General features: G+C 71.2%; 12 protein-coding genes. 8 read left to right on the top strand and 4 right to left on the bottom strand.

The genetic code is table 11. The annotated features are described in order from the left end of the window. Nucleotides 1–130 precede the first annotated feature (130 nt). Both ACWEN3_RS24315 and ACWEN3_RS24310 read right to left on the bottom strand, forming a co-directional pair. Nucleotides 131–919, bottom strand: coding sequence for a hypothetical protein (locus tag ACWEN3_RS24315; RefSeq protein ID WP_452974707.1), 789 nt, complete (start codon nt 917–919; stop codon nt 131–133). Between the two features lie 42 nt (nt 920–961). After that, entirely contained in the window at nt 962–1,288 is a 327-nt protein-coding gene (locus tag ACWEN3_RS24310) for an LAETG motif-containing sortase-dependent surface protein (protein ID WP_452974704.1), read from the bottom strand. Between the two features lie 109 nt (nt 1,289–1,397). On the opposite strand from ACWEN3_RS24310, the gene ACWEN3_RS24305 reads away from it, so the two are divergent. The 6 genes from ACWEN3_RS24305 to ACWEN3_RS24280 all read left to right on the top strand — a co-directional run bounded on the left by ACWEN3_RS24305 (nt 1,398) and on the right by ACWEN3_RS24280 (nt 9,714). Continuing rightward, complete coding sequence (locus ACWEN3_RS24305; protein ID WP_452974701.1) at nt 1,398–1,739, top strand: hypothetical protein; 342 nt, start codon at nt 1,398–1,400, stop codon at nt 1,737–1,739. A gap of 218 nt (nt 1,740–1,957) precedes the next feature. Beyond that, nucleotides 1,958–3,205, top strand: coding sequence for a L,D-transpeptidase (locus ACWEN3_RS24300; RefSeq protein WP_452974698.1), 1,248 nt, complete (start codon nt 1,958–1,960; stop codon nt 3,203–3,205). A gap of 144 nt (nt 3,206–3,349) precedes the next feature. Beyond that, complete coding sequence (locus ACWEN3_RS24295) at nt 3,350–4,816, top strand: ABC transporter permease (RefSeq protein ID WP_452974695.1); 1,467 nt, start codon at nt 3,350–3,352, stop codon at nt 4,814–4,816. Between the two features lie 102 nt (nt 4,817–4,918). Further along, a complete protein-coding gene (locus tag ACWEN3_RS24290) occupies nt 4,919–5,602 on the top strand; it encodes an ABC transporter ATP-binding protein (RefSeq protein WP_452974692.1) in 684 nt (227 codons plus the stop codon). Nucleotides 5,603–5,903: 301 nt separating this feature from the next. After that, entirely contained in the window at nt 5,904–9,143 is a 3,240-nt protein-coding gene (locus ACWEN3_RS24285) for a S8 family peptidase (protein WP_452974690.1), read from the top strand. A 64-nt stretch (nt 9,144–9,207) separates the two neighbouring features. After that, nucleotides 9,208–9,714, top strand: coding sequence for a hypothetical protein (locus tag ACWEN3_RS24280; protein WP_452974687.1), 507 nt, complete (start codon nt 9,208–9,210; stop codon nt 9,712–9,714). Nucleotides 9,715–9,725: 11 nt separating this feature from the next. On the opposite strand, the gene ACWEN3_RS24275 is transcribed toward ACWEN3_RS24280, so the two are convergent. Then, on the bottom strand, nt 9,726–10,625 hold the full coding sequence (locus tag ACWEN3_RS24275; protein ID WP_452974684.1) for a helix-turn-helix domain-containing protein: 900 nt from the start codon (nt 10,623–10,625) through the stop codon (nt 9,726–9,728). 181 nt (nt 10,626–10,806) lie between these two features. Here ACWEN3_RS24275 and ACWEN3_RS24270 point away from each other — a divergent pair, with 181 nt between their 5' ends. Beyond that, nucleotides 10,807–11,847: an NAD(P)-dependent alcohol dehydrogenase gene (locus ACWEN3_RS24270; RefSeq protein ID WP_452974681.1), complete on the top strand. Its 1,041-nt coding sequence runs from the start codon at nt 10,807–10,809 to the stop codon at nt 11,845–11,847. A 90-nt stretch (nt 11,848–11,937) separates the two neighbouring features. On the opposite strand, the gene ACWEN3_RS24265 is transcribed toward ACWEN3_RS24270, so the two are convergent. Next, entirely contained in the window at nt 11,938–13,224 is a 1,287-nt protein-coding gene (locus ACWEN3_RS24265; protein ID WP_452974710.1) for an ATP-binding protein, read from the bottom strand. 212 nt (nt 13,225–13,436) lie between these two features. Here ACWEN3_RS24265 and ACWEN3_RS24260 point away from each other — a divergent pair. Then, nucleotides 13,437–15,553: SpoIIE family protein phosphatase (locus ACWEN3_RS24260; protein WP_452974678.1), on the top strand; the 2,117-nt coding region annotated here is incomplete at its 3' end.

Below are 15,553 nucleotides of genomic sequence, written 5' to 3'. Positions count from 1 at the left end.
GTGCGCGGCGGTCACCTGGTGGCGGCCGCCGAGACGGTCACCGGCCCGCTGCTGTAGGGCACGGCACGGACCCCGCAGGGGGAACGGAAGGAAGGAGGGGGCCCTGTCGTCGGACAGGGCCCCCGAAACGTCACTTGAGCTTGGCCTCCTGGGCCTTCACGACCGCCGGCGACACCGCGTACCCCTTCTTGGCCATCATCGCGCCGAGGTTCACCGTGAAGTAGCCGGACAGGTTGTTCCCGTGCCGGTCCACCTCGGCGTGGACGGGCGCCGAGTCCCCGTCGTCCGAGTCGCTGGTCGCGGTGAACGCCACCGATCCGTCCCCGGCGCCCACGGACCTCTCCTCGGCGACCTTGGTGAACTTCACCTTGGTTCCGGCCTGTTGGCCCGAGAAGCCGCCGGCGCAGGCGCGCACGGCGTCGGCCACCGACTTGAGCGCCTTCTCGGCGCCGTCCCCGTCGTACGAGGACAGGGTGACCGTGGTGACGTCCCGGTCCAGGGACTTCTTCAACGCGTCCTCGAACTTGCCCCCGGACAGGTCGTCCAGGGACGTCGGGTCGGACGTGGGCCGCTTCCTCTGGTTCTCCGTCGCCATGCGGTCGGTGCGGGCCGCGGTGCCGACCGGCGGGAGCCCGCTCAGGACACGGGCCAGCGGACGGCACTCGGCGCTGTCGGTCGTGATCGGCTTGGCGCGACCGGCCGGCACGGCTCCGACCTTGAAGCCGGGCACCTCGTCCGCGGCGACGATCAGGTTCTTCAACTCCGCGGCGCTCAGCGCCTTCGCGGCCGGCCCGGCCGCGTCTTTGCCCGCGTTCCCCGAGTCCTTCGCGCCGCCGTCGGAACAGCCCGTGACGAGGACGAGCGACAGGGCGCCCACGACGGCGGTGGCGCACAGCCGCGCGCCCGATGATCTCTTCATGGGCGCACTCTGCGCGAATCGTCAAGGCCGAGTCAAGGGAAATTAAAAGCCCAGGCGTTCCCGGCGCACCGAATACACCACGAAACCGGCGCCCACCGCGAGGAACAGGGTGCCGCCGACGACGTACGGAGTGGTGTCGGGGCCTCCGGTGTCGGCGAGTTCGGGGTTGTCCGCCGCATCCTGCCCGGCCTCGGTGGTCCCGAGCGAAACCGCCCTGGCCTGCTGCAGGACCGGCGTCGAGGCGTATGCGGACGCCGTGTCTCTCGCGGGGGCGTCCTGTGACGCGTGCGCGGACGGGACGAACCACAGGGCGCAGAGCAGGGTGCCCGCGGCGGTGGCGGTCAGCAGCGGACGGCGAGCGGATGACACGGAATATCGATCCCCTTGTGACGCTGGCGAATTGGCCGTGTGGGGCGATGTTAGTGAAAGGCGCGGGTCACAGGAAAGTCACGGGAGGTTTCGGCCGTACGCTCCCGTCATGAGCGCTGAAGAGACATCACGTTTTGTACGGCTTCGTGTGGAGCTGGTCGTCGAGGTGCAGGACGAGGACGAGGTGACCAAGGCCGCGCTGCGCCGGCTCGCGCGGGATTCGGAGCTGCCGGAGGCGGAACGCAGCCACGCCGAAGGCGCTGTGACGGAAGACACCGCGGAGGCCCTCGCCTATCTCGTGGATCCTTTCGACCTGGTCAGTGAGGTGCCCGGGGTGGAACTCCAGCAGGCCTCCTGGTCCAGCGAGCGGATCGACTACGACCCGGACTCGCCCGACTGGGAACTGGACGAGGATGATGGGCAGGACGACGAAGAGGACGGCATCGGCTGAGCCTCCCGGGGCACTCCTGACCCCGGACGGCAACCGCCGTCCGGGGTCTCGTCGTCCCGGGGGGGGGCGGACCGGACCCCGCACCGTCCGCCGCGGCGGACGTGGTGTGCCCCACAGATCCACCGGATGTGGAACGGGACGGCACGGCCGTACCGTTGAAGGTTCTTGCGGGGGACTCTCGGGGTTATCGCGACTCGGCAACGATGGAGAAGTTTGTGATGACGGACAGTAAGCGGCGCAGGGGCCTGATGGCCGCGTCCGCTCTGCTCGGCGGTGTGCTGGCGCTCTCGGCGTGTTCCGGCGGCAGCAAAGCGTCGGCCGGCGGCAACGGCGACTCCTCGCAGGCCCAGGCCGACGCGGCCGCGGCCAAGAAGTCGTCGGAGGCGCAGATCACGATCACGCCCAAGGACGGCTCCGACAACGCGTCGATCAACAACTCCGCCACCGTCACGGTCAGCAAAGGCACGCTGACCGGTGTCACGATGACGACCGGGGACGGCAAAGCCGTCGCCGGCCAGCTCTCCGCCGACAAGAGCAGCTGGAAGCCGACCCTCCAGCTGCAGCGCTCCACCACCTACAAGGTCGCGGCGGAGGCCAAGGACTCCAAGGGCCGCATAGCCCACGAGAACGCGTCCTTCACCACGGTCTCCCCGGCCAACAGCTTCATCGGCACCTTCACCCCGGACGACGGCTCGACCGTCGGCGTCGGCATGCCGGTCTCGGTCAACTTCGACAAGGCGATCAGCAACAAGGCGGCCGTGCAGAAGGGCGTCACGGTCACGTCCAGCAGCGGCCAGGAGGTCGCCTGCCACTGGTTCAACGCCAACCGTATGGACTGCCGCCCGGAGCAGTACTGGAAGGAGGGTTCCACCGTCACGCTGAAGCTGGCGCTCGACGGCGTCGAGGGTGCGCCCGGCCTCCACGGCGTCCAGCAGAAGACGGTCACCTTCCACATCGGCCGCAACCAGGTCTCGTACGTCGACGCCAAGTCCAAGCAGATGAAGATCACGCAGGACGGCAAGGTCGTCAAGACCATCCCGATCTCCGCGGGCGCCCCCGAGCACACCACGTACGAGGGCCAGATGGTGATCTCCGAGAAGTTCACCCAGACCCGGATGAACGGCGCGACGGTCGGCTTCAAGGACTCCGACGGCAAGGGCGAGTACGACATCAAGGACGTGCCGCACGCCATGCGCCTGACCAACTCCGGCACCTTCATCCACGGCAACTACTGGGGCGCCCCCTCGGTGTTCGGCAGCGTCAACACCAGCCACGGCTGCGTCGGCCTGCAGGACGTCAAGGGCGCGGGCGACCCGAACACGCCGGCCGCGTGGTTCTACGGCCACTCGCTGGTCGGCGACGTCGTGGTCGTCCAGAACACCGGCGACAAGACGGTCGCGCCGGACAACGGCCTCAACGGCTGGAACATGGACTGGTCCCAGTGGAAGGCCGGTTCGGCCGTCTGACATCCCGTCCACGGCTTCGCCGGTGCCGCCCCCAGGGGCGGCATCGGTGTTTCCGGGGCCCCGCTGCACCCGGCCGCAGCCTTCTCATGCTTCTTTTATGCCGGCCTTAGGGTGTCGTCACGGTGCGTCCCTAGCTTGCGGGCCATGTTCTTCACCTACCTGAGGCGCGAACTGCGCCGCCGCAGAAAGGCGGCCCTCGTCGTCGCCTCCGGGCTCGCGCTGGGCATCGCGCTGGTCATCGTGGTCAACTCCGTGTCCAGCGGCATGGGGAAGGCCCAGGACAAGGTCCTGCAGTCGCTGTACGGCCTGGGCACGGACATGACGGTCACCAAGGCGGCCACGCCGGCCGCCGCCGGTGCCCAGCAGCCCCGCTTCCAGTTCGGCGCGCGGAACAACGACGACAAGTCCTCCCAGAGCAGCGACCGGGTCCGGGTGCAGGGCTTCACCACCCTCGCCTCCTCGACCGTCACCGAGGTAGCCGGCCAGCAGGGCGTGTCGTCGGCCGTCGGCGGGCTGAACCTCAGCGTGGTCAAGGTCAGCGGCCAGTTCACCCGCGGCCAGTTCCAGCAGAACGGCGGCAGCGGCGGCTTCCGGCGCGGCGGCGGCACCGGCCAGCCGCAGGGCGAGGTCAAGGGCGGCGGCGCCGACTTCGGCATCAACCAGTACACGGTCTACGGCACCGACGTCACGAAGACCGGGCTCGGCCCGCTGACCTCCTCCAGGATCACCGGCGGCCGTACCTTCAGAGCCGGCGAGACCGACGCCAAGGTGGCCGTGGCCGACTCGGCGTACGCCAAGGAGAAGAAGTACAAGGTCGGTTCCACCGTCACCATCAAGGGCACCGAGTTCACGGTGATCGGCGTCGCCACCGCCGACAGCGGTGACTCGGCGGCCGACCTGTACATCCCGCTGAAGCAGGCGCAGACCCTCGCGGACGAGAAGAACAAGGTCACCACGATCTACGTCAAGGCGACCGACTCCCAGCGGATCGACTCCGTCAAGAGCGCCATCCAGAAGAACGTCTCCGGTACGACGGTCACCACCTCCTCCGACCTCGCCAAGACGGTCTCGGGCTCCCTCTCGACCGCCTCCTCGCTCGCCACCAAGGTGGGCAGGTGGCTGTCCATCGCGGTGCTGGTGGCCGCGTTCCTGGTCGCGGGTCTGCTCACCTCCTCGGCGGTCTCCCGCCGGGTCCGCGAGTTCGGCACCCTGAAGGCGCTGGGCTGGAAGTCGGGCCGGGTGACCCGGCAGGTGGTCGGCGAGGCCATGGTCAACGGCCTGGTGGGCGGCGCCCTCGGCATCGCGCTCGGCCTGGCCGGCGCGTACGCCGTCACCGCCGTCAGCCCGACGCTCCAGGCGCAACTGGGCGGCGCCAGCGGGAGCGGCGGATTCGGCGGCGGTCCCGGTGGCGGTGGCTTCGGCGGGGGCTTCGGCGGCCCCGGCCGGCAGGCGGCGAAGTCCCTGGAGGTAGCCCTGACGGCACCGGTCAGCGTCACGACGATCGCCCTGGCGGTGGGCCTGGCCGTGGCGGGAGGCCTGATCGCGGGCGCCTTCGGCGGCTGGCGGGCCTCCCGGCTGCGTCCGGCGGACGCCCTGCGGCGCGTCGAGTAGCCGGGTGGACGGACCCGAGGGCGCGGGCAACTGCGCGACCGGCCCTACGGATCCGCGGCGGACGACGACGCGCAACCACCCGAACCCCAGCCAGGAGCCACCATGTACGAACTCAGGAACGTGACCAAGCGCTACACCCGGGGCAAGGACACCGTCCAGGCCCTCGACGGAGTCGACCTCACCATCCCCGACGGCGACCGCCTCGTCATCCAGGGCCCCACCGGCGGCGGCAAGTCGACCCTGCTCCAGATGCTCGGCGGCCTCGACCGCCCCACCTCCGGCGAAGTGGTCCTGGACGGCACCGACCTGGCCAAGCTGAACGAGGCGCGGCTGACCAGGGTGCGCAGCGAGAACATCGGCTTCGTCTTCCAGTCCTTCAACCTCATCCCCACGCTCACCGCCCAGGAGAACGTGGAGACGGCCCTCGTACCCCTCGGCATCAAGGTGAAGGAGCGGCGCGAACTGGCCGCCGACGCACTGAAATCGGTCGGCCTCGGCGAGCGCCTCGCCCATCTGCCCTCGGAGATGTCCGGCGGCCAGCAGCAGCGCGTCGCCATCGCCCGCGCCCTGGTGAAGAAGCCCAAGGTGCTGCTCGCCGACGAGCCGACCGGCAACCTCGACGAGGGCATGCGCGACGAGATCATGGACGTGCTCGAACGCCTGTGGAAGGAGCACGGGTTGACCTTCGTCATGGTCACCCACGATTCCGCGCTCGCGAAGAAGGCCCCACGGGTGGCCACCATCCGCAAGGGCCGGATAACCGTGAAGGAGAACGCCGGCGCCTGAGGGCGTACAACTCCCCTCGCGCGGACGGAACTTCGCGGTTCTGTAACAGTGACCCGCCCGCCGGGTAACAGTTTCCGAACCGCCTTCTTACCCTCCTCTCGTCTATTGAGACGTCTGATCACCCCCCGGCATACTGCGTGATCCGGGGGGCCGACGTGCATACGTACGAGCCTTCCCCCGGCCGGGTGAACGGGGAATTCGCCCGGCACTCCATCTCCAGGGGGAGATCTTGCGCAGACAACTGAAAAGAGCGGCCGCGGCCACGGTGGCAGCGGCCGCGGCCGTCGCTCTCGCAGCGGGTATGACCAGCCCGGCGTCGGCGAAGACCACGCAAGCGCCCTCGGCCGTCGCGTCCTCGCTCACCGCGAGGACCCACGTCACCCTCATCACCGGTGACCGTGTCGCCCTGGACGCCAAGGGCCGGGTCGTCGGCCTGGAGCGGGCCGAGGGGCGCGAGCACATACCCTTCCAGGTCCGCAGGACCGGCGGACACACGCTGGTCGTCCCCGCCGACGCGGCCCGCCTGGTGGCCTCCGGCACGCTGGACCAGCGCCTGTTCGACATCACCGAGCTGAACAGGGCCGTCACCCGCAAGGACCAGAAGGACGGCCTGAAGGTCATCGTCGGCTACGACGGCGCGGCCACCGCCGCCAGGGCCGGCATCCGGCAGGCGGGCAGCCTGCGCCACAGCCTGAAGGCGCTGAACGCGGACGCCGTGCAGACCCCGGTCAAGGACACCGCCGGACTGTGGCGCGCGGTCACCAGCGGCGACCGGGCCGCCTCCGGCATCGCGCACGTCTGGCTCGACGGCGTCCGCAAGGCCGCCCTCGACAAGTCCGTGCCGCAGATCGGCGCCCCGGTCGCGTGGAAGGCCGGCTACACCGGCAAGGGCGTGAAGGTCGCCGTCCTCGACACGGGCGTGGACACCAGCCACCCGGACCTCAAGGACCAGGTGATCGAGTCCAGGAACTTCACCTCCGCCGCCGACGCCACCGACCACTTCGGCCACGGCACGCACGTCGCCTCCATCGTGGCGGGCACCGGCGCCAGGTCCGGCGGCAAGTACCGGGGTGTGGCCCCGGACGCCAAGATCCTCAACGGCAAGGTCCTGGACGACACCGGCTCCGGTGACGACTCCGGCATCCTCGCCGGCATGGAGTGGGCCGTCTCGCAGGGCGCCTCCGTCGTCAACCTGAGCCTCGGCGGCTACGACACCCCCGGGATCGACCCGCTCGAGGCGGAGGTGAACAAGCTCTCCACGCAGAAGGGCGTGCTGTTCGCGATCGCCGCGGGCAACGACGGCCCCCAGTCGATCGGTTCGCCGGGCAGCGCGGACGCCGCGCTCACCGTCGGCGCCGTCGACAAGAGCGACCGGCTCGCCGACTTCTCCTCCACCGGCCCGCGGATCGGCGACGGTGCCATCAAGCCGGACGTCACCGCGCCGGGCGTGGACATCACCGCCGCCGCGGCCAAGGGCAGCGTCATCGACCAGGAGGTCGGCGAGAAGCCCGACGGCTACCTGACCATCTCCGGCACCTCGATGGCCACCCCGCACGTCGCGGGCGCCGCCGCCATCCTGAAGCAGGAGCACCCCGACTGGGGCTACGCCGAGCTGAAGGGCGCGCTCACCGGCTCCGCCAAGGGCGGCAAGTACACGGCGTTCCAGCAGGGTTCGGGCCGGATCGCGGTCGACAAGGCCATCAAGCAGTCCGTGATCGCCGACCCGGTGTCGGTGAACTTCGGCACGCAGGCGTGGCCGCACACCGACGACAAGCCGGTCACCAGGAAGGTGACGTACCGCAACCTCGGCGACAAGGCCGTCACGCTCGGCCTGACGAGCACCGCCACCGACCCCAAGGGCCGGACGGCCCCCGCGGGCTTCTTCAGGCTCGGCGCCGGCGAGGTCACGGTCCCGGCCCACGGCAGGGCGTCCGTGGACCTGACGGCGAACACCAGGCTGGGCGGCACCGTCGACGGCGCCTACTCCGCCTATGTGACGGCGACCGGCGCCGGCCAGACGGTCCGCACGGCCGCCGCGGTGACCCGCGAGGTGGAGTCGTACGACGTCACGCTCAGGTTCATCGGCCGGAACGGCAAGCCCGCCCCGTACTACGGCGCCGACATGAGCGGCGTGGCCGGTCTGGCGAGCGGCGTCTCGTTCAACCCGTACGACAAGTCCGGCACGGTGAGGGTGCGCGCGCCGAAGGGCACGTACATCCTCAACACGGCGGTCTACGTCGCCCCGAAGGACGCCTCCAGGGGCATCGACTGGATCGCCCGGCCGAAGCTGACCGTCGCCGGGAAGCAGACGATCACCATCGACGCCCGCAAGGCCAGGCCGGTGGACATCACCGTCCCGGCCAAGGGCGTGACGTCGCGGTTCGCCTCGCCGGGGTACGACGTCACGATCGGTGGCGGCCAGTACGGCTACGGCTGGTTCCTGGACTCGTACCGGAACTTCCGTACCGCCCACCTGGGCCCGCAGCTGCCCGCCGGGTCGCTGTACCAGCAGTGGGACGGCCACTGGACCAAGGGCGCGGCCGACGAGTACGACGTCACCGCCGGCGGCCCGGTCAGGCAGCTCGCCACCGGCTACACCAGGCACTACCGGGCGAACGACCTGGCCACGGTCAAGGTCCGGCTCGGCGCCGCCGCGAGCGGCAAGACCGGTTCCGTCAGCGCCTCCGGCTGGCTGCCCGACAGCTCGGGCGCCTCCTCCGTCAGCGTCCCGCAGAAGCTGCCCGGCACCCGCACCCTGCACCTGTCCGCCACCGGCGGGGTGTCCTGGGAGCTGGACTTCACCCAGAACGGCGGCAAGGACAAGGACGGCTTCCCGCTCACCGACGCCGCCTACTCGCTCGGCCAGCACGGCTTCAAGGCCGGCAGGACGTACACCAGGACGGTCAACACCGCGGTCTTCGGCCCGCACCTCGGCGCCGGCATGGGGCTCTTCCGCGACGGCAACGAGATCTACGGCTCGCTGCCGCTGTTCGCCGACTCCGCCAGGAACGCCGGGTACTCCGACTTCACCTCGGTGAACACCACCCTGTACCGCGACGGCGCCAAGGTCGGCTCCAACGACGACCCGCTCTTCGGCGGCGGGACCTTCAAGGTCCCGGCCGGTGACGCCGCGTACCGGCTGACCACGTCGGTCACCCGGTCGGCCAAGGTCTCCGAGGCGTCCTCGCGGATCGACGCGAGCTGGACCTTCCGGTCCCGGCAGCCGGCGAAGTCCACCCAGCTCCCCGCCTCCACGCTCGTGTTCGGCGCCACGACCGGCCTGGACAGCCGTGTCGCCGCGGGCAGGACGGTCACCTTCCCGGTCAGCGTCGAGGGCTCGGCCGCAGGCGGCAACCTGAAGTCCCTCGCGGTGTACGTCTCCTACGACGGCAGGACCTGGACGAAGGCGGCCGTCAAGGGCGGAAGGATCACCGTGAAGAACCCCGGGAAGGGCCGGTCCGTCTCCTTCCGCACCAAGATCACCGACAGGCAGGGCAACACGTCGGAGATCACGATCCACGACGCGTACTACGGCGAGTAGGCGCGGAACCGAGGGGCATGCCGGAGACGATCCTCCGGCATGTCCCTCGGCGTATGGTCCCCCCATGACCGTCACCGCCATGATCACAGCCGTCGTCGGGGTCCTCGGGACACTGCTCGCGCCCGTGCTCCGCCAGCGGTACTCCGACCGGCAGCGGGCCGACGAGGCCCAACGGGCCGAGCACAGGCGCGGTTTCGAGGAACGGCGGGCCGCCTACACCGACATGAACCGCGCCTCCCGGCAGTTCCACACCCTCCTGAAGGACGCCCTGCACCGGCTTCGCGACGGCGTCTACACCGACCAGGAACGGGAGCAGCTGGAGGAGGCGCGGCGGGAGTACCGGGACCGGTACGCCGAGGCGCAGATGGTCGTACCCGAACGGATCCTGGACGCCTCCCGGGACGTCAACGGGGTGCTCGCCGGCATCGACGCCGTCGTCAAGCGGCTCGACCGCGACCTGGCCCGGGAGGGCGAGAGCGCGGAGCAGGCACTGGTGGACCTCAAGGAGGCGGATCCGCTGCTCACCGCAATGCGGCGGCTGATGCGCGCCGACCTCGGCGTCGAGGACTAGGCCGCCAGGCTCTAGACCGACGGCACCGCGCGGGTCGCGTCCGTGCCCCAGCTGGCCAGGAGACGCAGGGACTCGGCGGAGGGCGAGCCCGGCTCGGCGTGGTACGTCACCAGGGACTGGTCCGTGCCGTCCGACAGCCGGAAGGACTCGAAGTTCAGGGAGAGGTCGCCCACCAGGGGGTGGTGCAGGCGCTTGAGGCCGTGGCTCTTCTCCTTGACGTCATGGGTGGCCCACAGCCGGCGGAACTCCCCGCTCTTGACCGACAGTTCGCCCACCAGGGCGGACAGCCGGGGGTCGTCCGGGTAGCAGCCCGCGTCCATGCGCAGCGCACAGACGATGTCGATCGCCTTCTGCTCCCAGTCGACGAACAGCTCGCGGTACTCGGGCTTCAGGAACACCAGCCGGGCCCAGTTGCGCTCGGCCGCCGGCAGCTCCGCCCAGTCGCCGAAGACCGCCGCCGCCATGCGGTTCCAGGCGAGGATCTCCGAGCGGCGGCCCACGACGTACGCCGGCACGCCGTCCATCGTGTCCAGCAGCTGCCGGAGCGCGGAGCGGACCTGCTGCTGCCGCGCCGCCGGCTTCTTCTTGTGCGACTTCGGCCTGGCCAGGTGGGTGAGGTGCGCGTGCTCGGCGTCCGTCAGCCGCAGGGCGCGGGCGATCGAGCCGAGGACCTCCGCCGACACGTTCCGCCCGTTGCCCTGCTCCAGCCGCGTGTAGTACGCCACCGACACCCCGGCCAGCTGCGCCAGCTCCTCCCGGCGCAGCCCCGGCACCCGGCGGTGCCGGCCGAAGTCGGGCAGTCCCACGTCCTCCGGCTTCAGCCGCGCCCGCCTGCTGCGCAGGAACTCGCTCAGCTCGGCCCGCCGGTCCAGGGGCCGGCCGGGGGCGGCCGCTTCCGGCTGTTCGTCCATACCGCCAGTATCGGTGGTGCCCGCCGGTCGTACGCCCACCAGCCTGATCCCGCCAGTGGTAGGCACGGCAGTCGTACGCAGAGGTGTGGACTGGGTGACATGTGGGACCTGAGGCAGGCTGGAACAGTGCCCGGCGGTGAGGCAGCCGGGCACGGACAGAGCTGCTAGGGAGAACCCCGCCATGACCACTGTTGCCGCGTACGCCGCCCCCGCCGCGAAGGCCCCGCTGGAGCGGACCACCATCGAGCGACGCGCGGTCGGCGAGTTCGACGTCCTGATCGACATCAAGTTCGCCGGCATCTGCCACTCCGACATCCACCAGGCCCGCGAGGGCTGGGGCGAGGCGATCTTCCCGATGGTCCCGGGCCACGAGATCGCGGGCGTCGTCTCGGAGGTCGGCCCCGGTGTGACCAAGTTCGCCGTCGGCGACCGCGTGGGCGTCGGCTGCATGGTCGACTCCTGCCGGGAGTGCGACAACTGCAGGGCCGGCCTGCAGCAGTACTGCGCCAAGGGCCCCGTCTGGACGTACAACGCCGTCGGCAAGGACGGCGAGCCCACCTACGGCGGCTACGCCCAGAAGGTCGTCGTCGACGAGAACTACGTCGTCCGCATCCCCGAGGGACTCTCCCTCGACGTCGCCGCCCCGCTGCTGTGCGCCGGCATCACCACCTACTCCCCGCTGCGGCACTGGAACACCGGCCCCGGCAAGAAGGTCGCCGTCGTCGGCCTCGGCGGGCTCGGTCACATGGGCGTCAAGATCGCCCACGCCCTCGGCGCCGAGGTCACCGTCCTGTCCCAGTCGCTGCGCAAGAAGGACGACGGCCTGAAGCTGGGCGCCGACGACTACCGGGCCACCAGCGACCCGAAGACCTTCGAGGACCTGAAGGGCACGTTCGACCTCATCCTCAACACCGTCTCGGCCCCGCTCGACTTCGCCGCCTACCTGTCCCTGCTGCGTACGGACGGCACGATGGTGAACGTCGGCCTGCCCGAGGAGCCGGTGCAGATCGTGCTCCAGTCGCTGTTCGGCAACCGCCGCAGCATGAGCAGCTCCGGCATCGGCGGCATCCCGGAGACCCAGGAGATGCTGGACTTCTGCGCCGAGCACGGACTGGGCGCCGAGATCGAGCTGATCAGCGCGGCCGAGATCAACGAGGCCTACGAGCGGGTCCTGTCGAGCGACGTCCGCTACCGCTTCGTCATCGACACCGCGACGATCTGACCCGGTCCTTCGTACGAGAGGCGCGGGCGCGGGGCACCGACGGCACGGTTCCCCGCGCCCAGGGCGGCCGTGCGACCTCCCCCGCCCGGTTCAGAGCCTGCTGTACTTCTCGATGTCCTGCGTGAACTCCTCGATCGCCAGGGCGGTGAGCGTCGGCCGGGTGTCGGCGATGGCGTTCAGGTAGTCCTCGGTGGTGGCGGGCCGGCCCCGGCGATCCGCCACCTCCCGCTCGAACGCCGCCTGCGCGCCCTTGCGGGCGGCGAACTCGATGTCGGCCGGGGTGAACAGCTCGCTGGCCGCGACCAGCCGGGCGACGTCCACCGAGCCGCCGGCGGCCCGCAGATAGCGGGTCCAGATCGCCGACCGGGCGGTCGGGTCCGGCGGCCCGATGGGGATGACGTAGTCGAACCGGCCCGGTCGCAGGAACGCCGCGTCCAGCGAGCGCACCGAGTTGGTGGCGCAGACCAGCAGCCGCGCGTCGGGCTCGCGGAAGACGGGGATGAGCTTGAGCAGCTCGTTGGTCACCCCGTGCCCGGGGTCGACCGCCTTGCCGGAGCGCGCGCCGGCGATCTCCTCGACCTCGTCGATGAAGAGGACGACCGAGTCCAGTTCCGCCAGGTCGGCGAAGACGTCCCGCAGAGCCGTGGCCAGCCCCTCGCTCGTGTCGGCGGCCAGCCGGGACGGGAACAGCTCAACGAACGGCCAGCTCAGACGCGAGGCGACCGCCTTGGCGAAGCTCGTCTTCCCGGTGCCCGGCGGGCCGAACAGGATGACCGCCTTGGGCGGGATGACCCCGTAGCGGTCCGCCAGCGCCGGCTCCGTCAGCGGGAGCACCACCCGGCGCTCGACGACCTGCTTCTCCCGCTCCATGCCGGCCATGGCGTCCCAGAGCCCCTCCGGCAGCATGCGACCGCCCAGCGCCGCGAGGACGTCGGCGTTGGCGGCGCCGAGCGGTTCGAGCTTCTCGAAGTAGGCCAGGTCGGCGCGGCACCCGTAGCCGGAGTTCTCCAGCGCCTTCGTGCCCGCGGCGCCCGCGGGCAGCAGCGCGCTGATGTGGCGCACGCCCAGCGCCCGCAGCCGCCGTTCCAGCTCGGCGAGGAGAGCGCTGCCGATCCCGCGCTCGCGCCAGCGGGCGGCGAGCGCCACCAGCAGGACCCACCCCCGCTTGCCCTGGGCCTGGGCCACCACCATGCCCACCAGCTCGTCGCCGACCACGGCGACCACCGCCGGCTGGCCGTCCTTGGCCGCGGCCATCACCTCGGAGACCGGGAAGACCCGGTCCTCGTCGGCCCGGCGGCTCTGGTCCCATATCTGGATGGCCTGGTCGAGATCGTCGTCGTGATAGTCGCGCAGATGCCAAGCGGGCATCGCCACCACCTCACCCGCACCGGGGCCTCCCATTGTCCTCCGGGGGAGCGCCGGGTGCCGAGCCGGGACGCGCCCGCGAAGACCCTCCGTACCGGAGCCGGTCCCGACGATGCCGTTGTCACAGTCCGCGGTCGCCGGGTACTCGGTGCCTGGGTAGACCGGAAGGAAGACCGTCGACGCGGCTGCGGGGCACGCACAGGGCGGCACAGGAGGCGACTTCCATGGCCGATGGAGGTGGACCCGGCGAGCGCGACGCCGGGGCGGTGACCCTCGACGCGCTGTTCACCCAGGCGCCGGTCGGTCTCGCCGTCCTCGACAGCGACCTCCGGGTGGTCCGCATCAACACCGCGACACCCGCCATGCAGGGCATGCGCGAGGAACAACTGATAGGCCGCACGTTCCCCGGCTCGCACTACGTGGTCGAGGCGGAGGCGGCCGAGACTCTCGTACGCGCGGTACTGGCGTCCGGCATACCGGTCAGACGCCGGATCCTCCGCGCGCGGCCGCCGGCCCACCACGGTGAGGAGCGCCTCTACGAGCTGTCCGCGTTCCGTCTCCTGAACCCCGAGGGCGCGGTGCTCGGCGTCACCATCACCGTCATCGACGTCACCGACCGGGAGCGGGCCCTGGCCCGGCTGGCCGTTCTCGACCGGGCGCGCGAGCGCGTCGGCCGCAGCCTGGACATGGTCGTGACCTGCCAGGAACTGGCCGACACGCTCGTACCGGGCTTCGCGGACGTCGCCGTCGTGGAGCTGGTGGACGCCGTGGTCAGGGGCGACGAACCCCCGCCGGCGCCCCTCGACCCGTGCCCGACGATGCTGCGGGCCGGCTTCCGCAGCGGCGCCGGCGAGGACCAGCCGCAGGCCCTCCCACTGGGACACGTGGCGCTCCTGCCCGAACCGACCCCCTTCAGCCAGGCCCTGGTCGACCTGCGTCCCCGCGCCGTTCCGCTCGCCCCCGAACCGTCCTGGCTGGACGCCGACCCGGCACGCGGCCGGGCCATCCGCGCGACCAAGGCGCACAGCCTGCTCGTCGCCCCCCTGGCACTGCGGGACTCGGCCATCGGACTGGTGAGCCTCTACCGCACCTCCTCGCCGCGCCCGTACGACGAGAGCGACCTCGGCCTCGCCCGCGACCTCGCCCGGCACACCGCGCTGTGCGTCGACAACGCCCGCCGCTACACGCGGGACCACTCGGTCGCCGTGACCGTCCTGCAGCACATGCCCCCGCTCAACGCCGCTTCGCAGACGGCGCTCGAGGTGGAGGGCGTCGCGCACACCGGCACCGGGGGGAGCGCGTGGTTCGACACCATCCCCCTGTCCGGTGCCCGGACCGCGCTGGTCGCCGGATCCGTCTCAGGAGGGGGCATCCACGCGACGGCGGCCATGGGCCAGCTGCGCACCGCCATCCTCTCCCTGGCCTCCCTGGACCTGGATCCCGAGGACCTGCTCGCGCGCCTGAACGACACGGCCACGTTGCTGACGGCCGAACGGGCATCGCTCCCCGAGGACGACGAGCCGGCTCCCGAGTCCATCAGCGCCGGCTGCGTCTACGCCGTGTACGACCCGCTGACCAGGGACTGCACCATCGCCCGGGCCGGCCATCCCGGGCCCATCGTCGTCGGACCCGACGGCAGCGTCGACGAGCTCGACGACACGCCCGGTCCACGGCTGGGCAGCACCGACCGGTCTCCCTTCGCCGCGACGACCGTCCGGGTTCCCGAGAACAGCGTGATCGCCTTCCCCGGCACCCCGGCGCTGGTCCCGCACCTGACCGCCGTCGCCGCCGGCCTGCACCGGGCGGCCCCGGCAGGCTCGGGCCCCACGCTGCGGGGCCTGTGCGACGACATCCTGTGCACCCTCCCGGTCGACGTCGCGACCGAGGGCGTCGTGTTCCTGCTGGTCCGCACACGCCCCTTCCCCTCCGACCGGGTCGCCACACGGGAACTCGACAGCGAACTCACCGCGGCTGCGGCGGCCCGCGAGTTCGCCATGGCACGACTGGCCGAGTGGGACGTGGACGACGAGACCGCCTACGGCACCGAACTGATCGTCAGCGAGCTGGTCACCAACGCGCTCCGCTACGGCAACGCTCCGCTGGAGCTGCGTCTGATCATGGATCGCGCACTGACCTGCGAGGTGAGCGACTCCGGTGTCTCGGCGCCGCACATGCGGCACGCCCGCGCCACCGACGAGAGCGGACGCGGCCTGTTCATCGTCGCGCAGCTCGCCGAGTCCTGGGGGGTGCGCTTCTCGGCCGACGGCAAGACCGTCTGGACCGAGCAGACGGCGTTCCTGACCGACCTCTACTACCGGGGCAGCGCGGCGGTGGTCTTCAC

The sequence above is a fragment of the Streptomyces sp. NPDC004561 genome, assembly GCF_053602155.1.
This window is presented reverse-complemented; position numbering and strand designations above follow the sequence as displayed.

Bases quoted from the DNA above. Each gene is read 5' to 3' on its own strand.
- ACWEN3_RS24300 (WP_452974698.1), top strand. From the start codon at position 1,958: ATGACGGACAGTAAGCGGCGCAGGGGCCTGATGGCCGCGTCCGCTCTG.
- ACWEN3_RS24275 (WP_452974684.1), bottom strand. From the start codon at position 10,625: ATGGACGAACAGCCGGAAGCGGCCGCCCCCGGCCGGCCCCTGGACCGG.
- ACWEN3_RS24280 (WP_452974687.1), top strand. From the start codon at position 9,208: ATGACCGTCACCGCCATGATCACAGCCGTCGTCGGGGTCCTCGGGACA.
- ACWEN3_RS24270 (WP_452974681.1), top strand. From the start codon at position 10,807: ATGACCACTGTTGCCGCGTACGCCGCCCCCGCCGCGAAGGCCCCGCTG.
- ACWEN3_RS24290 (WP_452974692.1), top strand. From the start codon at position 4,919: ATGTACGAACTCAGGAACGTGACCAAGCGCTACACCCGGGGCAAGGAC.
- ACWEN3_RS24305 (WP_452974701.1), top strand. From the start codon at position 1,398: ATGAGCGCTGAAGAGACATCACGTTTTGTACGGCTTCGTGTGGAGCTG.
- ACWEN3_RS24295 (WP_452974695.1), top strand. From the start codon at position 3,350: ATGTTCTTCACCTACCTGAGGCGCGAACTGCGCCGCCGCAGAAAGGCG.
- ACWEN3_RS24315 (WP_452974707.1), bottom strand. From the start codon at position 919: ATGAAGAGATCATCGGGCGCGCGGCTGTGCGCCACCGCCGTCGTGGGC.
- ACWEN3_RS24285 (WP_452974690.1), top strand. From the start codon at position 5,904: ATGACCAGCCCGGCGTCGGCGAAGACCACGCAAGCGCCCTCGGCCGTC.